General features: G+C 71.0%; 21 protein-coding genes. 12 read left to right on the top strand and 9 right to left on the bottom strand.

What is annotated here, in order from left to right:
• Positions 1 to 10: 10 nt before the first annotated feature.
• Together OG410_RS08025 and OG410_RS08020 are read right to left on the bottom strand one after the other, a co-directional pair.
• Positions 11 to 886 carry an undecaprenyl-diphosphate phosphatase gene (locus tag OG410_RS08025; RefSeq protein WP_329298498.1) on the bottom strand — a complete coding sequence of 292 codons (876 nt, stop codon included), beginning with the start codon at positions 884 to 886 and terminating at the stop codon, positions 11 to 13.
• A gap of 139 nt (positions 887 to 1,025) precedes the next feature.
• Positions 1,026 to 1,487 (bottom strand): winged helix-turn-helix transcriptional regulator, encoded by a 462-nt coding sequence (locus OG410_RS08020; RefSeq protein WP_329298497.1) that lies wholly within the window; start codon positions 1,485 to 1,487, stop codon positions 1,026 to 1,028.
• 159 nt (positions 1,488 to 1,646) lie between these two features.
• On the opposite strand from OG410_RS08020, the gene OG410_RS08015 reads away from it, so the two are divergent.
• Complete coding sequence (locus OG410_RS08015) at positions 1,647 to 2,822, top strand: thiolase family protein (protein ID WP_326789058.1); 1,176 nt, start codon at positions 1,647 to 1,649, stop codon at positions 2,820 to 2,822.
• 39 nt (positions 2,823 to 2,861) lie between these two features.
• Here OG410_RS08015 and OG410_RS08010 read toward each other — a convergent pair whose 3' ends face one another.
• Entirely contained in the window at positions 2,862 to 3,680 is an 819-nt protein-coding gene (locus tag OG410_RS08010; protein ID WP_329298496.1) for a TVP38/TMEM64 family protein, read from the bottom strand.
• Between the two features lie 50 nt (positions 3,681 to 3,730).
• Here OG410_RS08010 and OG410_RS08005 point away from each other — a divergent pair, with 50 nt between their 5' ends.
• The 3 genes from OG410_RS08005 to OG410_RS07995 all read left to right on the top strand — a co-directional run bounded on the left by OG410_RS08005 (position 3,731) and on the right by OG410_RS07995 (position 6,910).
• Positions 3,731 to 4,465 carry a DNA alkylation repair protein gene (locus tag OG410_RS08005; protein WP_329298495.1) on the top strand — a complete coding sequence of 245 codons (735 nt, stop codon included), beginning with the start codon at positions 3,731 to 3,733 and terminating at the stop codon, positions 4,463 to 4,465.
• A gap of 318 nt (positions 4,466 to 4,783) precedes the next feature.
• Positions 4,784 to 5,953, top strand: a complete 1,170-nt coding sequence (gene tuf, locus OG410_RS08000) for an elongation factor Tu (protein ID WP_329298494.1) — start codon at positions 4,784 to 4,786, stop codon at positions 5,951 to 5,953.
• Positions 5,954 to 6,064: 111 nt separating this feature from the next.
• Positions 6,065 to 6,910, top strand: a complete 846-nt coding sequence (locus OG410_RS07995) for a spermidine synthase (protein ID WP_329298493.1) — start codon at positions 6,065 to 6,067, stop codon at positions 6,908 to 6,910.
• Here OG410_RS07995 and OG410_RS07990 read toward each other — a convergent pair.
• The 3 genes from OG410_RS07990 to OG410_RS07980 form a co-directional block, all read right to left on the bottom strand.
• On the bottom strand, positions 6,872 to 8,194 hold the full coding sequence (locus OG410_RS07990) for an MFS transporter (protein WP_329298492.1): 1,323 nt from the start codon (positions 8,192 to 8,194) through the stop codon (positions 6,872 to 6,874). The genes OG410_RS07995 and OG410_RS07990 overlap by 39 nt on opposite strands.
• Positions 8,195 to 8,444: 250 nt before the next feature.
• Positions 8,445 to 9,479, bottom strand: a complete 1,035-nt coding sequence (locus OG410_RS07985; protein WP_329298491.1) for a hypothetical protein — start codon at positions 9,477 to 9,479, stop codon at positions 8,445 to 8,447.
• A 114-nt stretch (positions 9,480 to 9,593) separates the two neighbouring features.
• The gene (locus OG410_RS07980) at positions 9,594 to 10,676 is read right to left on the bottom strand and encodes a hypothetical protein (protein WP_329298490.1); all 1,083 of its coding nucleotides are present in this window, start codon (positions 10,674 to 10,676) and stop codon (positions 9,594 to 9,596) included.
• A 217-nt stretch (positions 10,677 to 10,893) separates the two neighbouring features.
• On the opposite strand from OG410_RS07980, the gene OG410_RS07975 reads away from it, so the two are divergent.
• Together OG410_RS07975 and OG410_RS07970 are read left to right on the top strand one after the other, a co-directional pair.
• Positions 10,894 to 11,331: a DUF4442 domain-containing protein gene (locus tag OG410_RS07975; protein WP_329304053.1), complete on the top strand. Its 438-nt coding sequence runs from the start codon at positions 10,894 to 10,896 to the stop codon at positions 11,329 to 11,331.
• 244 nt (positions 11,332 to 11,575) lie between these two features.
• The gene (locus OG410_RS07970; RefSeq protein WP_329298489.1) at positions 11,576 to 11,935 is read left to right on the top strand and encodes a hypothetical protein; all 360 of its coding nucleotides are present in this window, start codon (positions 11,576 to 11,578) and stop codon (positions 11,933 to 11,935) included.
• 56 nt (positions 11,936 to 11,991) lie between these two features.
• Here the strand turns inward: OG410_RS07970 and OG410_RS07965 are convergent, their stop codons facing one another.
• On the bottom strand, positions 11,992 to 12,396 hold the full coding sequence (locus OG410_RS07965) for a PaaI family thioesterase (protein ID WP_329298488.1): 405 nt from the start codon (positions 12,394 to 12,396) through the stop codon (positions 11,992 to 11,994).
• 240 nt (positions 12,397 to 12,636) lie between these two features.
• Here OG410_RS07965 and OG410_RS07960 point away from each other — a divergent pair, with 240 nt between their 5' ends.
• The 3 genes from OG410_RS07960 (at position 12,637) to OG410_RS07950 (ending at position 16,446) form a co-directional block, all read left to right on the top strand.
• A complete protein-coding gene (locus OG410_RS07960) occupies positions 12,637 to 14,499 on the top strand; it encodes a LamG-like jellyroll fold domain-containing protein (RefSeq protein WP_329298487.1) in 1,863 nt (620 codons plus the stop codon).
• 105 nt (positions 14,500 to 14,604) lie between these two features.
• A complete protein-coding gene (locus OG410_RS07955) occupies positions 14,605 to 15,654 on the top strand; it encodes an NAD-dependent epimerase/dehydratase family protein (protein ID WP_329298486.1) in 1,050 nt (349 codons plus the stop codon).
• A gap of 141 nt (positions 15,655 to 15,795) precedes the next feature.
• Positions 15,796 to 16,446 carry a DedA family protein gene (locus OG410_RS07950; RefSeq protein WP_329298485.1) on the top strand — a complete coding sequence of 217 codons (651 nt, stop codon included), beginning with the start codon at positions 15,796 to 15,798 and terminating at the stop codon, positions 16,444 to 16,446.
• Between the two features lie 73 nt (positions 16,447 to 16,519).
• On the opposite strand, the gene OG410_RS07945 is transcribed toward OG410_RS07950, so the two are convergent.
• The gene (locus OG410_RS07945; RefSeq protein ID WP_328454854.1) at positions 16,520 to 17,050 is read right to left on the bottom strand and encodes a gamma carbonic anhydrase family protein; all 531 of its coding nucleotides are present in this window, start codon (positions 17,048 to 17,050) and stop codon (positions 16,520 to 16,522) included.
• A 142-nt stretch (positions 17,051 to 17,192) separates the two neighbouring features.
• On the opposite strand from OG410_RS07945, the gene OG410_RS07940 reads away from it, so the two are divergent.
• Positions 17,193 to 18,011 (top strand): acyltransferase, encoded by an 819-nt coding sequence (locus OG410_RS07940; RefSeq protein WP_443063724.1) that lies wholly within the window; start codon positions 17,193 to 17,195, stop codon positions 18,009 to 18,011.
• 84 nt (positions 18,012 to 18,095) lie between these two features.
• Here the strand turns inward: OG410_RS07940 and OG410_RS07935 are convergent, their stop codons facing one another.
• Complete coding sequence (locus tag OG410_RS07935) at positions 18,096 to 18,953, bottom strand: DMT family transporter (RefSeq protein WP_329298483.1); 858 nt, start codon at positions 18,951 to 18,953, stop codon at positions 18,096 to 18,098.
• A 92-nt stretch (positions 18,954 to 19,045) separates the two neighbouring features.
• Between OG410_RS07935 and OG410_RS07930 the strand changes: the two genes are divergently transcribed.
• Both OG410_RS07930 and OG410_RS07925 read left to right on the top strand, forming a co-directional pair.
• Positions 19,046 to 19,618, top strand: coding sequence for a helix-turn-helix domain-containing protein (locus tag OG410_RS07930; RefSeq protein ID WP_329298482.1), 573 nt, complete (start codon positions 19,046 to 19,048; stop codon positions 19,616 to 19,618).
• Between the two features lie 167 nt (positions 19,619 to 19,785).
• Entirely contained in the window at positions 19,786 to 20,346 is a 561-nt protein-coding gene (locus OG410_RS07925) for a YbaK/EbsC family protein (RefSeq protein WP_329298481.1), read from the top strand.
• Positions 20,347 to 20,371: the final 25 nt, after the last annotated feature.

Genomic DNA, 20,371 nt, shown 5'->3' with positions numbered 1-20,371 from the left:
AGCGCTCCGCTCAGCCGGACGACTCGGCCGCGTGGGGGCTGAGGACATCGGTGCCGACCAGGCCGATGATGACGAAGCCGAGGACGATCCGGTACCAGACGAACGGCATGAAGCTCTTGTGGGAGATGAACTTCATGAACCACGCGATGACGGCGTATCCGACCGCGAAGGCGATGACCGTCGCGAAGGCGGTGGGCCCCCAGGAGACATGGCCCTCGGCGGCCGCGTCCTTGAGTTCGAAGACTCCGGAGGCGAGGACGGCCGGCATGGCGAGGAGGAAGGAGTAGCGGGCCGCCGCCGCACGGCTGTAACCCATGAACAGGCCGCCACTGATGGTCGCGCCGGACCGGGAGACGCCGGGGACCAGGGCCATGGCCTGGCAGACGCCGTACAGCAGGCCGTCCCGGGTGCTGAGGTCCTCGAGTCCCTTGCGCTGCTTGGCCGCCCGGTGCCTGCCGCCCGACTCGTCGCGGGCCGCGAGCCGGTCGGCGATGCCTATGACGATGCCCATCACGATCAGCATGGTGGCGGTGACCCGCAGATCGCGGAACGGCCCCTCGATCTGGTCCTTGAGCGTGACCCCGAGCACCCCGATCGGGATCGAGCCGACGATCACCAGCCACCCCATCTGGGCGTCGTGGTCGCGGCGCATCGCCTTGTTGGTGAGCGAGCGGAACCACGCCGACAGGATCCTGCCCACGTCCTTGCGGAAGTAGATCAGCACCGCGGCCTCCGTGCCGAGCTGCGTGATCGCGGTGAACGCCGCACCGGGGTCGTCCCAGCCCGCGAAGGCGGCGGTCAGCCGCAGATGCGCGCTGGAGGAGACGGGAAGGAATTCGGTCAGCCCTTGGACGAGCCCGAGGACGAGGGATTGAAACCAAGACATGAAGTTACGTGGTCCAAGTGCTGATCGCGGAAAGGGAGATGGGCACGCCCGATCACGGTGGAAGGCGATCGTGGACGCTGAGGGAAGCCTAACCGCCGCCGGTGACAGCCCGGCCATGGGGGGTTTCGGGGTGCGGTGGCTACTCCGGCACGGGGCCCGTCACCGTCCAGCCCGGGACTTGGGGGTGGGAGGTGAGTGACTCGTGCCGGACCTGCTCGCCGCATTCCCGGCAGACGACCTGGGGGACCAGTTCGTGGCCGCAGGTGTGCTCCAGCACCATGGGCCGGAAGCCGCCCTCCTGGAGGTACCGGTCCCCCCAGGACATCAGCATCAGCAGGACGGGTCCCAGTTCGAGGCTCGCCGGCGTGGGCCGGTACTCGTAGCGCTTGGGACGGTCGCTGTACTCCGCCTTCTCCAGCAGCCCGGCGTCGACGAGGCGCTTCAGCCTGGCGGTCAGCACGTCGCGAGGAGCGCCGATGTTGCGTGCCAGCTGGTCGAAGCGCGTGGCGCCGAGCGACACCTCACGCAGGACCAGCAGGGAGTACTTCTCCCCGACGAGGGCGAGTGTCGCGGCGATCGAGCAGGGGCGGGGGTCCTTCATGCCGCCAGTCTACGAAGGTGGGTTGGATGTTCCAACTCACTGGGTTACTCTTGGGTCACTTAGTGGGTTTGGAAATCCAACTCACTTGCTTCGGTGGCCGGCCCCGCCCGGTCGCCGGTTCCTCGACCTCAGAGATCCGACCGACCTGAGAGGCATCCGATGCGTGACGCCGTGATCGTCGAAGCCGTACGCACCCCCGTGGGCAAGGGCAAGCCGAACGGTTCGCTCGCCCACGTCCACCCGGTGGAACTCCTCGCCCACACCCTCCGCGCGCTCGTCGAGCGCTCCGGGATCGACCCGGCGCTGATCGACGACGTCATCGGCGGCACCGTCGACCAGGTCGGCGAGCAGGCCATGAACACCACCCGCTACGCCGTGCTCTCCGCGGGATTCCCCGAGACGGTCCCCGCGACCACCGTGGACCGCCAGTGCGGCTCGTCGCAGCAGGCGGTGCACTTCGCCGCGCAGGGCGTCATGTCGGGGGCGTACGACATGGTCGTGGCCTGCGGCGTGGAATCGATGAGCCGTGTGCCGATGTGGTCCAACGTGCCGGCGGGCGCGGACCCCTTCGGGCCCGGGGTCGCGGAGCGCTACCCCGAGGGCCTGGTGCCCCAGGGCATCAGTGCCGAGCTCATCGCTGCCAAGTGGGGCATCGCCCGCGAACGGATGGACGCCTTCGCGATCGGCTCGCACCTGAAGGCGGCACAGGCTTGGGACGGCGGCCTGTTCGACGCGGAGGTCGCGCCCCTGGAAGGCCTGGTCCGGGACGAGAGCGTCCGCCCCGGCAGCACCCCCGAGATACTCGCCGGGCTGAAGCCCGCGTACTACGACCCGGGCTTCGCCGAGCGCTTTCCGCAGATCGACTGGTCCGTCACGGCCGGGAACGCGAGCCCGGTCAACGACGGCGCCTCCGCCGTGCTCATCACGTCGAGCGAGACCGCCGCCCGCCTCGGCCTGCGGCCCGTCGCCCGGCTGCACAGCTTCGCCGTCACCGGTTCCGATCCGCTGCTGATGCTCACCGGCGTCGTCCCGGCCACCGAGAAGGTGCTGCGCAAGGCCGGTCTCGACCTCGGTGACATCGACCTCTTCGAGGTGAACGAGGCTTTCGCCGCCGTCGTTCTCGCCTGGCAGCAGGAGACGGGTGCCGACCTGTCCAAGGTCAACGTGCACGGCGGAGCGATCGCGATCGGGCACCCGCTCGGCGCCAGCGGCACCCGCCTGACCACGACCCTCGTCCACGCGATGCGCGCCCGGGGTGCCCGCTACGCGCTGCAGACGATGTGCGAGGCGGGCGGACTGGCGAACGCGATGATCCTGGAAGCCGTGCGTCCGTAGCGGGCGCGCTCGTTCCGGCGTACCGGCGCCGTGCGTGCCTCAGCGGCCGCGCAGGTGGTGGCGCTTGCGCCAGGCCACCACCGTTCCGACCAGGGCCGGGACCGTGATCAAGGCCATCGCGATCAGGAACGCCGGGGAGGTCGGTGACGACGCGCGGGCGCCGGCGACGGCGTACGCGGCGGTGTTCGGGATCGAGCCGAGCGCCGTCGCGGCCAGGAAGGGCAGCCAGCCCATGCGGGACACGGCCGCGCAGTAGTTCGCCGCCCAGAACGGCACACCGGGGAACAGCCGGGCCGCCATCATCGAGCGGAAGCCGTGCCGGCTGAGCTGGCCGTCCGCCGCCTTCAGCCAGCGGGCCCGTAGCAGCGACCGCAGCGCGTCCTGCCCGAGGATCCGGCCGAGCCCGAAAGCGGCCCCCGCGCCGAGCACCGTGCCCGCCATCGCGGTTCCCAGCCCCAGTTGGGAGCCGAACACGGCTCCGGCCGCCAGATTGAGCAGCGGCCGGGGCACGAAGGCGACCGTGCACAGCCCGTACGCCACGGTGAACGTGACGGCCGCCGCGGCGCCGCCGAGCTGGGGCGGCCAGCCGTCGGCGAGCAGTCGCTGCGGATCGAAGAGAAGCACACTCGACGCCGCCGCCGCGAGCAGCACGACCAGCAGCGAGAGCCGCGACCACGGCGAGAGCAGCGCTCTCAGGAAGCGGGAGGCAGGGTAGGCGCGTACGGCGGTCGGGACCGCGGGTGCGGCGACGGAGATCTCCGGGCCGCCGACCGGGTCGGCGGCGACGGTGAGCTCCGTGGCGGCGGCCTGGGGAGTGGCCGTGGCGGTGCCCCCAGAGCGGGTGGTGGCATCGAGCATTCCGGTGACACTAGCCGACGCGTGTGTGTGATCGCCGTATGGTTCGTCTCATGGGCGTCACAGCTTCCGGAACGTCGGGTGCGCGGTTCGACGTGCCGGACAGCGTGCTCGCGGACACTCTCCTGGAGCGCCTCACGACCGTGTATCCGGCGGCGGCCGACCCACGGCGGGCCGCGTCGATGCGCGCCTACATGAAGGACATCGCCCCCTTCCTCGGGCTGACGACACCCGAGCGCCGCACCCTGTCCCGCACCGTGCTCCTGGACACCGCCCGGCCCGACGAGCGGGACTGCGCCGCGCTCGCCCTGCGCTGCTGGCGACTGCCGGAACGCGAGTACCAGTACTTCGCCGTCGACTGTCTGCGCCGCCATGTGACACGCCTGTCGTCGGACTTCCTGCCGGTGGCCAGGCATCTCGTCTCCACCGTCTCCTGGTGGGACACCGTCGACGCGCTCGCCGCGCACGTGGTCGGAGGCATGGTGGCCGCCGACCCGCGCCTGCGCACCGACATGGACGCCTGGATCGAGGACGACGATCTGTGGATCGCCCGTACGGCGCTGCTCCATCAGCTCCGGTACAAGGAGGCCACCGACACCGGGCGGCTCTTCGCGTACTGCGTCCGGCAGTCCGGCCATCCCGACTTCTTCATCCGCAAAGCCATCGGATGGTGTCTGCGCGAATACGCCAAGACCGACCCGGGCGCCGTACGGGACTTCGTCGCCGCGCAGCGGGCGGGACTCGCGCCGCTGTCCGTGCGTGAGGCGCTCAAGAACATCGGTCCCTGAGACCGCCGACGCCCCTCGTGTCACACCGGTCCGCGGGGCACCGAAAATCGTTCGACGCGGCGGGACACGTCGGAGATGATCTCCTCATGTTCCGGTACGCCTTCCTCCTCGCAGCATCCGCAGTCGCGGACGCGCCGAAGGCTGCCGTCCAGATCATCACGGCAGCCGTCGACGGCGCCCGAAGCTGACCCTTCCCGGATCGTCCGGCGGACCCCGCAGGGGGAGGGTCGGTAACTCCTGGGGGTCCCCGTCCCGGCCGGAACGCGCCGGGGCCATCACTCAGCTCCGCTGACACCGAAGAGGCTTCGAGGAACAGTCATGCCCAAGACCGCTTACGTGCGCACCAAACCGCATCTGAACATCGGCACCATGGGTCACGTCGACCACGGGAAGACCACCCTGACCGCCGCCATCACCAAGGTCCTCGCCGAGCGGGGTTCCGGCACCTTCGTCCCGTTCGACCGCATCGACCGGGCGCCGGAGGAGGCCGCCCGCGGCATCACCATCAACATCGCGCACGTCGAGTACGAGACCGACACCCGGCACTACGCGCACGTGGACATGCCGGGTCACGCCGACTACGTCAAGAACATGGTCACCGGCGCGGCCCAGCTCGACGGGGCGATCCTCGTCGTGTCCGCGCTGGACGGGATCATGCCCCAGACCGCCGAACACGTGCTGCTGGCCCGGCAGGTGGGTGTCGACCACATCGTCGTCGCCCTGAACAAGGCCGACGCGGGCGACGAGGAGCTCACCGACCTCGTGGAGCTGGAGGTCCGCGAGCTGCTCTCCTCGCAGGGCTACGGGGGCGACTCGGTACCCGTCGTACGGGTGTCCGGCCTCAAGGCCCTCGAGGGGGACCCCCGGTGGACGGCCGCGATCGACGCGCTGCTCGACGCCGTGGACACCTACGTGCCCATGCCCGAGCGCTATCTCGACGCGCCGTTCCTGATGCCGGTCGAGAACGTGCTCACCATCACCGGACGTGGAACGGTCGTCACCGGTGCCGTGGAGCGCGGCACGATCCGTGTCGGCGACCGCGTCGAGGTGCTCGGCGCCGGCGTCGACACGGTGGTCACCGGCCTGGAGACCTTCGGCAAGCCCATGGAGGAGGCGCAGGCCGGCGACAACGTGGCGCTGCTGCTGCGCGGTGTGCCCCGCGACGCGGTCCGCCGCGGACACATCGTCGCCGCGCCCGGCAGCGTCGTGCCCAGCAGTCGCTTCACGGCGCGGGTCTACGTCCTGTCGACGCGCGAGGGCGGCCGTACGACAGCGGTCTCCACCGGGTACCGGCCGCAGTTCTACATCCGCACCGCGGACGTGGTCGGCGACGTCGACCTCGGCGAGCAGGCCGTCGCCCGGCCCGGCGACACCGTCGTCATGACCGTCGAGCTCGGCCGTGAGGTGCCGCTGGAGCCGGGCCTCGGCTTCGCGATCCGTGAGGGCGGCCGCACGGTCGGCGCCGGGACGGTGACGTCGGTCGGCTGACGCCCGGCCCGGTACGGCGACGCGGGTGCCCGCCCCGAGAGGGCGGGCACCCGTTCGTGCCGCCGTCGGCGCCGCACTTTCGTGATGTTGCCGGTACCGCACAATGGACCCGTGAACGAGCCGATACCCGTGATGCGGGCCGTGGAGCACGGGACCGCCAAGCTGATGCCCGACGTGGACCGCGAGCGGGCATGGCTGCTGACCGTGGACGGCGCACCCCAGTCGTACGTCGATCTGGACGAACCGACGCACCTGGAGTTCGAGTACACCCGGCGGCTCGGGCACGTGCTGGACACGGTGGCGGAACCGGGACGCGCTCTGGACGTCCTGCACCTGGGCGGCGGGGCGCTCACCCTGCCCCGCTACGTCGCGGCCACCCGGCCCGGTTCACGCCAGGACGTGATCGAGGCGGACCAGGGACTGCTGGCCATGATCGGCGAGTGTCTGCCGGTACCCGGCGGCACGGGCATCGCACTGCACCACGCCGACGCCCGCGCCTGGATCGAGGCCGCCGCCCCCGGCTCCGCGGACATCCTGATCGCGGACGTCTTCGGCGGCTCGCGCGTACCGGCACATCTGACGTCCACCGCCTACGCGAACGCCGCCGAGCGCGTGCTGCGCCCCGGCGGTGTCTACCTCGCCAACCTCGCGGACGCGGCGCCCTTCGCCTTTCTGCGCTCCCAGCTCGCCACGTTCTCCACGGTGTTCGAGGAGATCGCCCTCATCGCCGAGCCCGGTGTGCTGCGCGGGCGGCGTTTCGGCAACGCCGTGCTCGTGGCCTCCCACCACCCGCTCGACACGGCAGCCCTGGCCCGTCGTACCGCCGCCGACGCCTTTCCGGCCCGCGTCGAACACGGCCCCGCGCTGCGGGACTTCATCGGTGGGGCCGCTCCGGTGCGCGACGAGGACGCGGTTCCGTCACCCGAGCCGCCCGGCGGGTCCTTCAGCATCGGCTGACGCGTGCTCCGTGGCGGACACCGCGGCGGGGGCGCCCTGCGCCACCGACCGGGAGCGCCGTGTCAGATTCCGGACGTCCGGGACGCACAGCACCGCCGCGGTGACCACCACGACGAGCGTCGCGCAGCCCCACAGCGCGGGCGTCCGGCCGAAGGCCTGCTCCGCCGGGCCCGCCAGCGCCGTGGCAAGCGGGACCATCGCGATCGAGCCGAACCAGTCGTACGCCGAGACCCGTGAGAGCTTGTCCTCGGGGATCTCCTGGTGGAGCGCCGTCATCCACGACACACCGAAGACCTCGATCGCCAGACCGCTGACGAACATCACGGCGTACAGCGGTCCCACCGGCAGGGGGACCGCGAGCGCGGCGGCGGGTGCCGCGAGCGGGAAGACGCACAAGGTGCCCGCGAGCAGCAGGCGACGGGGCTTCCAGCGGGTCATGAGCAGCGCGCCGCCCACGGTCCCGGCGCCGAACGCGCCGAGCGCCAGACCCCAGGGTCCCGGCCCGCCGAGGCTGTCCCGGGCGACCAGCGGACCGTAGACCGCGTCCGCGGCTCCGACGACCGCGACCACCACGGAGAACTGCGCGACGATCGTCCACAGCCAGGGCCGTCCGACGAATTCGTGCCAGCCGTCGCGCAGGTCGGCGAGCAGACCGCCGCCCGGTTCACGCGGCGGTATGTGGCTCACGTCGAGGAAGCAACGCAGCGCACCGGCGACCGCGAAGGCGACCGCGTCCACGGCGAGCACCCAGCCCGGTCCGATCACGGCCACCAGCGCGCCGCCCAGGGCCGCGCCGCCGAGACCCGCGCCCTGCATCGCCATCCGGAACATCGCGAACGCGCGGCTCGCCTGCTCACCGCGGACGGAGGACATGAGCATGCCCTCGGCGGCCGGGTTGAAGAAGGCCTGCCCGGTGCCGCCGAGCGCGGACAGCAGCATCATCTGCCACAGCCGTGCATCGCCGGAGATGACCAGTACGGCGAACGCCGCCTGCGACACACAGTTGAGGGCGTTGGCCGCGACCATCACCCGATGCCGCGGCAGCCGGTCCGCGACCGCTCCGCCGATCAGCAGGAAGAGCACCAGCGGCAGCGTGCGCGCCGCGGCCACCAGGCCGACGTCGCCTCCGTCGCCGCCCGCTCCGAGCACCGCGAACGCCGCGGCGATCAGCGCGCCCTGGCTGCCCAGGTTGGTGACGACCGCGGCGGCGGTCAGGAGGGTGTAGTTCCGGCCCGCCCAGGAGGGGCGGCGGGAGGGTCGGGCGAGGTCGGCGGCTGAGGTCACCGGGAGACTATCGCCGCCCGGTGCCCGACTTGCCAAACCCGTTTTGAACACCCTTCCGGGCGCTCACGCCGCCCGGCACCGGCACGTATACGCCGACCGGCCCACCCGGCCCCGGCCGTACGCGCGCCGGCACCCCTGTCCGTCGTGTGCGCCGACGGCAGCGGCGGCGGAACAGGCTCCGCTCAGCCGGGACTCCGTTCCGGCCGGGGACCGGAGGCTGTGCCCGCAGTCGCGCGCCTCGGCCGGGGGCTCAGGAACCCGTCGGCTCGCCGTGCAGCCGTACGGTGCTGAGGATCTTCTTCACGGTCGCGTCCGGGATCTCCTCCGAGACACCCTTGGCGCCGTAGAGGGTCCAGGACACGAAGTCGCCCGCCGAGTTCTTGAAGGCGAAGGTGGTCGCCTTGCCGTCGGAGTCGCACTTGCCCTTCTTGGCGACACCCTTGGAGTACGTTGTCGCGACGCTGCCCTCGATGCCCGAGGCCGTGGTGTACGCCTCGGGCTTGCCGATCTTCAGCAGCTTCTTCGAAGCGTCCTTCTGGTCGGTGTAGCCGCCGAAGACCCACCACGCCGAGTCGTTGCGCGCCACGTCGTCGGTGTTCTTGGCGCCGCTCTGACCCTTCGTGCCGGCGGCGGCGAGCGAGGTGTCCTCGGTGCGGCCGTCCTTGTTCGCGTCGGACGTGCACCACTTCTCCTTGAGGAACGCGGGCGCGGACATGCCGATGAGCACGGAGCCGTCGCCCTTCTTGTCGTCCTCGAAGCCGATGAAGGTGCCGGAACTGCCGATGTTCCATTCCGGCGGCACGTCGAAGGCGGTGCCCCACTTCGGGTTCACCACGACCTTCCAGCCGTCGATCGTCGCCTTCTCGCCGTCGCCGCCGCGCGGGTTGGCCTCGCTCGCGCTCGCCGACGTGGAGGCGGACGCCTTCGGGGACTTGGAGGTGTCCCCGCCGGCCTTGTCGTCCGAGTCGCCGTCTCCGCCCAGGACGAGGAAACCGGTGACCCCGGCGGCGATCACGACGGCAAGGGCCGCGACGATCGCGGTGATCTTCGTCTTGTTGCCGTCACCGCCGTTGCCGCCGGGCACCTGGGGCGGGCCGAGGGGATCCGACGGCGCTCCCCACTGCGGCTGCCCCGGCTGCTGTCCGTACGGGCCGGGCTGCGGATACCCCGTCTGCTGGTATCCGGGCTGCTGATACGGATTCGGCTGCTGGTAACCCGGCTGCTGATACGGGTTCTGGTCCTGCGGGTTCTGCTCGCCCCCGGGCGGCTGCTGTCCTGGCCACATGGCTGGTAACGATAGAGGGGCCTGTGACCCGGGTGCCACGGCGGTCCCCGAAACGACCGCACCATCAGGCAACTTGTCCCATTGATCCCGGATCGGCACGCGTCTGATGCCGGGTCAGGACTCCGTCGGGTCACCGTGCAGGCGGACGGTGCTCAGGATCTTCAAGACGGTCGCGTCGGGGATCTCGTCCTGGACGCCCGTGGCCCCGTAGAGATTCCACGCCACGAAGTCGCCGGCGGAGTTCTTGAATCCGAACGTGACGGCCTTGCCGTCGCTCGCGCACTTCCCCTTCCGGGGCGTGTTCTTGGACCTGGCCCAGGCGACGCTCCCCGTGATGCCCGAGTCCGTGGTGTACGGCCGGGTCTTCTTGTCGAAGGTCAGACTCTTCTTGTCCGGCTGCGTGTAGCCGCCGAACACCCACCAGGGGACCTGGTTCACGGCGACCTCGTCGGTACTCTTCGCTCCGCTCGCGCCCTTGGTGCCCGCGGCGCCGAGCGCGGTGTCCTCCGTGCGGCCGTCCTTGTCGCCGTCGGTGGTGCACCACTTGGACTTGAAGTAGGCGGGAGCCGACATCATGATCAGCGGCTTGTCGTCGGCCTTCGCGTCGTGCTTCTCGAACCCGATCGACGTGCCCGGTGAGCCCACCTCCCAGTCCGCGGGGACGTCGAAGGCCGTGCCCCACTTGGGGTTGACGACGACCTTCCAGCCGGGGACGGTCGGCTGCTCGGCGGCCCCGCCGCGCGGATCGCCGTCGGAGGGGGAGGCGTCCGGGCTCTTCGGGGCACTCGCCGGGGGCTTCGAGCCCGCGCCCTTGTCGCCGTCGCCGGCCCGGTCCTCCTTCCCGCCGCCGAGCAGGACGGCGCCGGTCACCCCGGCGGCCACGACCACGGCGGTGGCCGCCACGACGGCGATCACCTTCGTCCGGTTCCCGTTCCCCCGCGGCGGCACGGGTGGGCCCGCGGTGGCGGCCGCGTCCCACGGCTGCTGCCCGGGTTGCGTTCCGTAGGCACCGGGCTGCTGCGGCCGCTCCGGCTGCTGTCCGTACGGGCCCGGCTGCTGGTATCCGGGCTGCTGGTACGGGTTCGGCTGCTGGTACCCCGGCTGCTGGTACGGGTTCTGCCCGTGCGGGTGCTGTCCCTGTGGGGTCTGTCCCTGCGGGGTCTGCTCGCCTCCGGGCGGCTGCTGTCCTGGCCACATGGGCAGTCACGTTAGCGGCGCCTGTGAAACGTTTCTGTCACCGCGTTTCGTCAGGCCTGTACCGGAGTGCCCACCGCAGTGCCCAGAACGGTGCCCACCGCGGTGCCGACCGGTGTGCGGCTCAGGCTCTCGGTGCCGCCCCGGCTTCGATGCCGTGCGGAGGGGCTGGTCAAGGATTGCTACTCATGGGTAACCTCGCGGTATGAGCGCAGACCAGATGACGATCGGCGAGATGCTCGCCGCGACCGTGCCGATGGCCCGGACCCTGAACCTCGAGTTCGTGGAGACCACTCCGGAGAAGGCCGTTGTGGCGCTCCCGGACCAGGGTGACTTCCACAACCATGTCGGCGGACCGCATGCCGGAGCCATGTTCACGCTGGGCGAGTCGGCGAGCGGGGCCATCGTGCTCGCCGCCTTCGGGGACCAGCTCTCCCGCGCCGTGCCGCTCGCGGTCAGCGCCGAGATCGCGTACAAGAAGCTCGCGATGGGCCCCGTCACGGCCACCGCCACGCTCGGGCGGCCCGCCGCAGACGTCGTCGCCGAGCTCGACGCCGGCCAGCGCCCCGAGTTCCCGGTCGCCATCGCCATCCGGCGCGGCGACGGCGCGGTGACCGGCGAGATGACGGTCGTCTGGACCCTTCGCCCGAACGGCTGACTCGGCGGCCTGTGAAATCCTGGCTCCCTTGAGGTTCACGACGAGCCTCAGGGGGCAGCCAGGGTGACCTTTTACGGACCGGCTGCGAGCCCGCACCCATCGCGGCGCGCCCTCGGCCGTCCGTCCCGGGCGTCATGTGCGCAGAGATCCGCACGTTCCTCGTTTCGGTGCAACCCGGCCAACCGGCAGCCGGAGCCGCTCCACCGTCGCTAGCATCCCGAATCCGCACAACTTGGGGATAGCCATGACGAACCAGTTGCCACCGATGCCCGACACCCCGCCCCCCGTCGTACCGAAGCCGACCGCGACGAAGCGCCGCACCCTGATCCTGGCCGCCGCCGTCGCAGGTGCCCTCGCCGTCGGTGGAAGCGTTTACTGGATCAGCCGGCCGTCTTACGACGACATCGTCAAGGGATGCCAGAGAGCCCTCGTCGCTCAGTACCAGGCGGATGGGAGAGGCAAGCCCTCCGCCTGTGACGGCGTGAAGGGCGACGACTACGACGTGCTCGTCGTCAACGCGGCCATGGGCGACCTCGGCTGGCTCGACGACGACGGCGACTTCGACAAGGACAAGGTGCTCGAGGGCACACTCGACCAGCCGTAGCTCACCCGGAGACGGCGGTGTGAGCCGATCAGGGTTCTGAACCGTCGGGTGCCCGTTCAGCCGCGCGGCACTCGTATGCTCACCGTCTGGGTGACTCGTGTGCAGAGCCGGTGCCTGTCGTCCTCGATGTCGCATTCCACGACCGCCGTGTCGCGTCCCACCCGCAGCACCCGGGCCTTCGCGTACGCGCCTCCCTCGAGTACCGGCCGCAGGAAGTGCGTGGTCGAGGTGGTGGTGGCCGGGACCGCGCCCGCGGGGCCGTTCAGCGCGGCGCACACCGCCGAGGCGACGTCGGCCAGGCCCATCAGGGCGCCCCCGTGCAACCCGCCTCCCACAGTGGACAGTTCGGGCACGAAATCGAGTTCGGCGTCCACTCCCTCGGCGGACAGAGCCGTGAAGCGGACGCCCAGGGTCCTGGCGTAGGGGGCCATCGCGTAGATGTCGTCGGCGGTCACGGTCACATCGGGCTCCTTGTGGGAACGGCGGGACGCAAGTCGGTGATCCTTTCTATCAACTCCCTTGCTGTCAAAGGGTGTTCCGGCGGTGCAGAGTGTGTGCGCGATCCGGTCGTCCGCCGCCCCGGCGTGCCGGACGTCAATCGTGCGGCGATCACAACGCGTCGTTCAGCTCGCTGCCACCGCCCGGTCATGGCCGGTCACCAGCGTGCCCCCTGACACCGATCCCGCTCACCTGGAGGGCACATGGGCACGGCAGGACAGCAGAACGGGCCGGACAGACGGGCGTTGCTGCGCGCGGCGGTCGCCGTCCCGGCGGCCGGCGCGGCGACGGCGGCCTTCACGACGGCCCCGGCACGGGCCGCGACCACGGGCGGGGGAGGCCGGTTCGACACCGAGAGCCCGCGCTTCGCGCTGGCCGTGCTTCCCGACACGCAGTACCTCTTCGACGCCGACAGCGCGGACCCGGAGCCGCTGCGGGAGACCTTCCGGTACCTCGTGGCGGAGCGGGCCGAGGCCAACATCGCCTTCATGACGCACCTCGGCGATGTCACCGAACACGGCACCGAGGACGAGATCGGACGCGCCGCCGACACCTTCCGCACCCTCCACGGCAAGGTCCCCTACAGCGTCCTGGCCGGCAACCACGACATTCCCTCGTCCACCGACGACCAGCGCGGAGCCACGGCCTACCTGGCCGCGTTCGGCCCCGAGCGCTACGCCTCCATGCCCACCTTCCGCGGTGCCTCTCCCGACGGCTACAACAGCTACCACGTGCTGCGCGCCGCCGGCCGGGAGTGGCTGGTGCTCGCCCTGGACTGGCGGGTGTCGGACAAGGGGCTGCGCTGGGCCCAGAGTGTCCTGGACGCTCATCCGACGCTTCCCGCCGTCCTCACCACACACGACATCGCGTGGTCGGACGACGACGGAAAGGCCCGGCTCTCCGACAACGGCAAGCGCCTGTGGGACGGGCTCGTCCGGGGCAACGACCAGATCTTCCTCGCCCTCGGCGGCCACTACTGGCCGCCAGGGCGCACGGTCCTGACCAACGACGACGACAACGATGTCCACGTCCACATCACCAACTACCAGGACCGCTACTACGGCGGCGCCGGGATGATCCGCACCTACTCCTTCGACCTGGCCAGGGGCGTCATCGACGTCGAGACGTTCGCGCCGTGGTTCCTCGCCCGCGACCCGGAGAAGCGGACCCCGCTGGAGGCCGAGACGATCGAACTGAGCGGCCCTGTCGACCGGTTCAGCCTGAGCATCGACTTCGACGAGCGTTTCGAGGGCTTCGCGCCCGTCGTCCCGCCGAAGCCGCGCCCCGCCTCCGCGGTGATGCCGCACGGAACGGTGGCCTACTGGCGCTTCGACGACTCCGGGACGGCGCCGGGTGCTCCCGTCGAGGACGGCACCGTCGTACGGGACCTCACGGGCCACGGGAACGACCTGACCGTGAGCCGGCTGCACGCGAGTAGCCCGGCCGTCCTGACCTGGTCGGCGGACCACCATCCGGGCCAGCCCGCCCACGCCAGTCTCCGCTTCGACGGCGGGAAGAGCCCCGACCGCGGCGCCATCCTCACGACGCGCGCCGGGGCCGCCCTGAACAGTGCGAGGTTCACCCGGGGCTACACCATCGAGACGTTCATCAAACTGCCGGATCCCTTCGAGGGCGACCACTCCTGGATGGGCATCCTGAGCTGGGAGGGCCGCAACGGCGCCGCGGGCAAGACGACCGGCTGGTCTCCGCTGGAGCCCACCTGCAGCCTCAATCTGTCGCCGGAGCGGTTCCTGCAGTTCGTCGTGTATCCGGAGCGGCAGGACGCCGACCCGACCTCGTGGAGCCACGCGCTCCCGGTGGGCCGCTGGACCCATGTCGCGGTCGTGAACGACGGCCGTCGTACCGTGCTCTACGTCGACGGCTCGAAGATCGCCCGCAACCCCGCACAGCCGTCCACCGGGATCGCGACGCTCGGCAAGCCCTTCGTCATCGGTGCCACCCAGTTCGACGAGAGCTTCGGTCAGGGCTTCTACGGCTGGATCGGCGACACCCGCGTCGTCGACCGCGCCCTGCCCGTACGGGACTTTCTCAAGCCTCTGTCCTAGAGCGTCTGTTCCCTTCCGGCCGTCCATGCCCGACTCTGGCTTTCGGGCGGTGCGCGCGCACCGCCCGAAAGCCAGAGTCGGGTACCGGGATCGAGGAGTACGGGCGTGGGTGTACGCGGGCGGGGTGCCGTTCTGGTGACCGGTGGCAGCGGCTTCGTCGGAAGCCATCTGGTGCGGCGGCTGCTGGAACGGGGCTACCGGGTCCACACCACCGTACGAACGACCGCCGACACGGCGAAGGTGTCGCCGCTCCGGGAGATGCAGGAGGCCTTTCCCGGCAGGCTCACGCTGTTCGAGGCGGATCTGCTGGCCGACGGGTCCTTCGACGCGGCGATGAGCGGCTGCGGCGTGGTCTTCCACGTGGCGTCGCCGTTCCTGATGCCGGAGAAGATCAAGGACGGCCGCCGGGACATGGTCGACCCGGCGCTGCTCGGCACACGCAATGTGCTGGCCGGGGTGGAACGGACACCGACGGTCGGGAAACTGGTCCTCACCTCCACCGTCGGCGCGATCTTCGGCGACTACGTCGACGTGCGGAGCATGGACGGCGGTGTCCTGTCGGAGAAGTACTTCAACACCACCAGCACGGTCGAGAACAACCCGTACCACTACGCGAAGACGCTCGCGGAACGCGCGGCCTGGGAGGCGGAGGCGGCCCAGGACCGCTGGCGCCTGGTGTCCGTCAACCCCGGTCTGGTCCTCGGCCCGTCGCTCACCCCCGCGTCGGAATCCGGCAGCCTGTTCCTGCTGGACGAACTGTTCAAGGGCTGGTTCTTCTACGGCGCACCCGATTTCAGCTTCACCACGGCGGACGTCCGCGAGGTCGCGGACGCGCACATCACGGCGGCGGAACACGACGGCGCCAAGGGCCGGTACATCGTGGCGGCCGAGACGATGACGTCCTTCCACGACATGGCACGCGTCATCCGGGGCCGGTACCCCCGAGCCCTCCGGCTGCCCCGCACCGCGCTTCCGCACTGGCCTGTCCGCATCCTCGGTCCGGCGTTCGGACTGACCCAGGACTACATCCGCAAGCACCTCGGCATCCGGTTCCGCGTGGACAACAGCCGCAGCGTGCGGGAACTGGGGATCACCTACCGACCTGTCGAGGAGACCCTGCTCGACCACTACGAGAGCTGGAGGCGGCGGACGTGACGCGTCCCACGTCCGGGCCGCTGTTCAGGACGAGCAGGTAGTCTCTTTGGCGGGCGCTCCGGGGAAGCGCACCTCGGTGATCACGCGAAACGCGAAACGCGGTCGCCCGGGTCACGTACACCGAAACGGGAGGAACCGGCGTTGCACGTCCAGGACTGGCTCGAGACGGTGCCTGCGGTCAGTATCTACGCGCTCGTGGGCCTGGTCATCGGCCTGGAGAGCCTGGGTATCCCGCTGCCCGGGGAGATCGTCCTGGTCTCGGCGGCGCTGCTCTCCTCGCAGCACGAGGGCATCAACCCGTTCATCCTCGGCGCCTGCGCCAGCATCGGGGCGATCGTCGGCGACTCCATCGGCTACGCCATCGGCCGCAAGGGCGGACGCCCGCTGCTGGCCTGGCTCGGCGCGAAGTTCCCCAGACACTTCGGCGAGGCCCATGTCGCCACGGCCGAGCGTTCCTTCCAGAAGTGGGGCATGTGGGCCGTCTTCTTCGGCCGCTTCATCGCCCTGCTGCGGATCTTCGCGGGACCGCTCGCCGGTGTGCTGCGGATGCCGTACTGGAAGTTCCTGATCGCCAACGTCCTCGGCGGCATCATCTGGGCCGGCGGCACCACCGCCGTCATCTACTACGTGGGCGTCGTCGCCGAGTCCTGGCTCAAGCGCTTCTCGTACCTCGGCCTGGTCGCCGCGGTACTCGTCGGGCTCGCCTCGATGCTGATCGTCCGCCGCAAGGCCAAGCAGACCGCGACGGAGCACGCCACGGCGGAGACGGAGCCCGTCCCCGCCGCCGAGTAGCGAAGCTGCCCGTACGGTCCCGCGGTGCGAGTGCCCGGAAGCGCGGCGCGGGGCGGCTCGGGGCAGCAGGGATCTACTCGTGGATCTCGCGGTGCGCTTTCGCCAGTTCCACGTAGAAGACGCCGTTCAGCGAGAGACCCTCGCGTTCCTCGTCGGTCAGCGGGCGCTTGACCTTGGCGGGGACACCCGCGACGAGTGAGCCCGGCGGGACCCGCATCCCCTGCGGGACCAGTGCCTGCGCGGCCACGAGCGAGCCGGCCCCGATCACGGCCCCGTTGAGCACCGTGGCCCCCATGCCGATCAGGCAGTCGTCCTCCACGGTGGCGCCGTGCAGGACGGCGTTGTGGCCGACCGAGACCCGCTCCCCGACGGTGATGGGGAATCCGGGGTCCACATGCAGACTGCAGTTGTCCTGCACATTGCTGCCGGCGCCGATGACGATCGGGCCGCAGTCGGCGCGCAGCACCGCGCCGTACCAGACACTCGCGCCCGCCCCCAGCGTGACGTCTCCGATGACCACGGAGGTGGGGGAGACGAACGCCTCCTCGTCCAGCTGCGGATCCTTGCCGCCGATCCCCTTGATCAGCGCCTGATGCGTCGTCACCGTGTCACCGTCTCGTCGTCTCGTGGTCCGGCCCTCTGAGTACACCGGCACCGTATGTCATCGCCCCCGGGTACCTCCGGTGGGGCGAAGATCACAGGCGCCCGGCCGCGTCCGCATGCCCCGCGCTGAGTACCGTGAGCGGGTGTCCAGGAGCAAGAACACGTTCTCATCATGGCGGCGACGCCTCGCGCAGCGGGCCGTCCACGCGGGCTGGGCCTGGGTGCGGCGCGCGGGCACGGTCTCGGCCGAGCGGCCGGGCCGCTTCCGCTTCGGTGCCATAGGGGAGAACACCAGGCTGGCCTTCCCCCTGGGCACGGTCTTCGGTGAACCCTGGATCCACCTCGGCTCGTACTGCATCGTCGCCGAGCAGGTCACGCTGACCGCGGGCCTGATGCCCGATCTGGACCTCGGTCCCGACCCGATCCTGCGCATCGGGGACGGCGTGGTGCTCGGCCGCGGCAGCCATGTCATCGCCGACACGACGGTCACGATCGGCAACGACTGCTACTTCGGGCCCTACGTGTACGTCACGTCCACGAACCACTCGTACGACGATCCGCACGAGCCCATCGGCAAGCAGTGGCCGCGGATGGAGCCCGTGGAGATCGGGCCCGGCTGCTGGATCGGGACCAACGCGGTGATCCTTCCCGGCGCGCGGATCGGCCGGAACGTCGTGGTCGCCGCGGGTGCGGTGGTACGCGGATCGGTGCCGGACCACTCGGTCGTCGCCGGAGCCCCCGCGAAGGTCGTCCGGCGGTGGGATCCGGTCGCCGGATGGCAGCCGCCGCTGCGCACACCGCCGCCGGTGCCCATCCCCGACGGCGTGACTCCCGAGCAGCTCCAGGCGCTCGCGGAACTGGACGAGGAGACCGTCGCGCGGCTCGCCGAGCTGGACCTCGACCCGCGGGACGCGGCCCAGGACGTACACGCGCGGTCGGGGGACGTCCGCGCCGAGTCCTGACCGCGGAGCCGCGGACGGACCGCGGTCCCGGCGGTGCGTTCCGATGGCGCGTCCCGGCGGTGCGTCCCAACGGCCGGAGCCGGCTCAGCCGGTCGCCAGCAGGACCGTGCCGACCAGCGCCAGCGCCGCTCCGGTGGCCTGCACCCCTCGCAGCCGTTCCCTGAGGACGCCACGCGCGGCCAGGGCCGTGACCACCGGGTAGAGCGAGGCGAGGACGGCGGCCACGGTGACCGGGCCGTGCTGGGCGGCGACCGAGTACGTGCCGTTGGCCGCGACGTCGGCCAGGCCCACGAAGGCGAGTGCGGGCAGGGAGGCCCAGGGGAAGCCGCCCTCGGGCAGGGCCGCGGCGCCGCGCCGGACGGAAAAGGCCAGAGCCGCGCCGCCGGTGACGACATTCGTCAGGCGCTGCACGAACAGTGCCAGAAAGAGCCCGGTGAGCGACGACGAGGCTTCCGCGATCAGCGCGAACACCGTGCCGAAGCCGGCGGCCGCGATCAGGGTCAGCAGGATCGCCTGCCGCTGCACGGGCGCGCCCCGCAGCTGGGGCCCGCCGGCGAGGACGATCCCCGCGACGGCGACCGCGATGCCCGCGACCTGCGTCAGTCCGGGACGCTCCCCGAGGAACAGGCCGACGCCGATGGGGACGGCCACCGCAAGCGAGCCGAGCGGCGAGACCACGCCCATCGGCCCGAGCGCGAGCGCCTTGTAGAAGGAGAGCAGCGCGACCGGGCCCACCAGGCCCGCGGCGACCGCGAACCACAGCTGCGGTCCCGCCGCGCTCCAGCCGCCGGTGGCCAGGACGATCGCGCCGAGGACCACCGCGGCGATCGACTGGGACACGACGACCACCGTGAGAGCGGGGGTGCGCCGGGTCAGCAGACCTCCGCCGAAGTCGGCCAGGCCCCACAGGAGGCTGGTGGCCAGGGCGAAGAGTGCTGTCACGGGGGCCTCGCAGTACAGTTCGGTGAACGATCAGGTGCACCACACGATAGTTCACCGGATTGAACTCTGTCATTCAAAATATTGGACGGAATGTGGCGGATCTCGACCTGCTGACTCAATCCCTGGCGCGCAATGTGAAGCGCTGGCGCACCGAGCGGGGCTTCACCCTGGAGGCGCTCGCCGCTCGCGCCGGAGTCAGCCGTGGCATGCTCATCCAGATCGAGCAGGCCAGGACCAATCCCAGCCTGGGTACCGTCGTCAAGATCGGGGACGCGCTCGGCGTCAGCATCACCACCCTTCTCGACTACGAGCAGGGGCCCCGGGTCAGGATCGTCCCCGCCGACCAGGCCGTACGGCTGTGGCACACCGAAGCGGGCAGCTACAACCGGCTGCTGGCCGGCACCGAGGCGCCCGGCCCGCTGGAGATGTGGGACTGGCGGCTCATGCCGGGCGAGGGCAGTCCCTCGGACCCGCACCCCTCCGGCACCGTCGAACTCGTGCATGTCATCTCGGGCGACCTGACCCTCACCGTCGACGGCGTCGAGCACCGCGTCCCCGAGGGGGCGAGCGTGTCGTTCGAGGCCGACACCCCGCACACGTACGGCAACAAGGGCGAGGTCCCGGTCGCGATGGTCATGGCCGTGTCGGTCCCGCTCGTGCACTGAGGCCCGGCGCCGCTCGGTCCGCCTCTGACGGGGCCTGTCCCGGCGCCGCTCGGTCCGCCTCTGACGGGGCCTGTCCCGACGTCGCCCGGTCCGCCCCTGACGGGCCGGTCCCGGCGGGCGCGGCGGCTTCCCGCCGGGCGGGTCCGCAGGGCTGTTAGCGTGCCGTCATGCGCGCACCCATCGGACACTTCGACCAAGCCTTCCCGGCTCCCGACCGCCTGGACGACCTCATCCGCCCCGTCGCCGACGCGGTGCGCGGGTGGCGCGGCGGCACCCCCGCCGAGCAGATCGTCTACGTCGAGACGGACCCCGAGTGGGCCGACACCGCCGTCTTCGTCGAGCACTACGGCAAGGAGCTGCTCGACACGTCCGCCAACTGCGTGGTCGTCGCGGGCAAGCGCGGCGGCGAGACCACGCTCGCCGCGTGTCTCGTCCTCTCCGCCACCCGCGTCGACGTCAACGGCGTCGTACGCCGTCAACTGGGCGCCCGGAAGGCCTCGTTCGCCCCGATGGACCTCGCGACCGGCGAGACCGGCATGGAGTACGGCGGCATCACCCCCGTCGGACTCCCCGGCGACTGGCCGGTGTTGGTCGACTCGGCCGTCGTCGAGCTGCCGTACGTACTGGTGGGCAGCGGCCGCCGGCGCGGCAAACTCCTGGTTCCGGGCAAGGCGTTCGCGGAACTGCCGAACGCGGTGGTCCTGGAGGGCCTGGGCATCGCCGGATGACGTAGGTCCGCCAGTGAGGCGAATC

Source organism: Streptomyces sp. NBC_00659, from assembly GCF_036226925.1.
GTDB lineage: Bacteria > Actinomycetota > Actinomycetes > Streptomycetales > Streptomycetaceae > Streptomyces.
Note: the sequence above shows the minus strand (reverse complement) of the source record. Positions and strands in the feature narration are given on the sequence as shown.

Coding starts and splice junctions, on each gene's coding strand:
- OG410_RS08010 (WP_329298496.1), bottom strand. CDS start 3,680: ATGCTCGATGCCACCACCCGCTCTGGGGGCACCGCCACGGCCACTCCC.
- OG410_RS07970 (WP_329298489.1), top strand. CDS start 11,576: ATGACGAACCAGTTGCCACCGATGCCCGACACCCCGCCCCCCGTCGTA.
- OG410_RS07975 (WP_329304053.1), top strand. CDS start 10,894: ATGACGATCGGCGAGATGCTCGCCGCGACCGTGCCGATGGCCCGGACC.
- OG410_RS08020 (WP_329298497.1), bottom strand. CDS start 1,487: ATGAAGGACCCCCGCCCCTGCTCGATCGCCGCGACACTCGCCCTCGTC.
- tuf (WP_329298494.1), top strand. CDS start 4,784: ATGCCCAAGACCGCTTACGTGCGCACCAAACCGCATCTGAACATCGGC.
- OG410_RS07985 (WP_329298491.1), bottom strand. CDS start 9,479: ATGTGGCCAGGACAGCAGCCGCCCGGGGGCGAGCAGAACCCGCAGGAC.
- OG410_RS07960 (WP_329298487.1), top strand. CDS start 12,637: ATGGGCACGGCAGGACAGCAGAACGGGCCGGACAGACGGGCGTTGCTG.
- OG410_RS08005 (WP_329298495.1), top strand. CDS start 3,731: ATGGGCGTCACAGCTTCCGGAACGTCGGGTGCGCGGTTCGACGTGCCG.
- OG410_RS07925 (WP_329298481.1), top strand. CDS start 19,786: ATGCGCGCACCCATCGGACACTTCGACCAAGCCTTCCCGGCTCCCGAC.
- OG410_RS08025 (WP_329298498.1), bottom strand. CDS start 886: ATGTCTTGGTTTCAATCCCTCGTCCTCGGGCTCGTCCAAGGGCTGACC.
- OG410_RS07980 (WP_329298490.1), bottom strand. CDS start 10,676: ATGTGGCCAGGACAGCAGCCGCCCGGAGGCGAGCAGACCCCGCAGGGA.
- OG410_RS08015 (WP_326789058.1), top strand. CDS start 1,647: ATGCGTGACGCCGTGATCGTCGAAGCCGTACGCACCCCCGTGGGCAAG.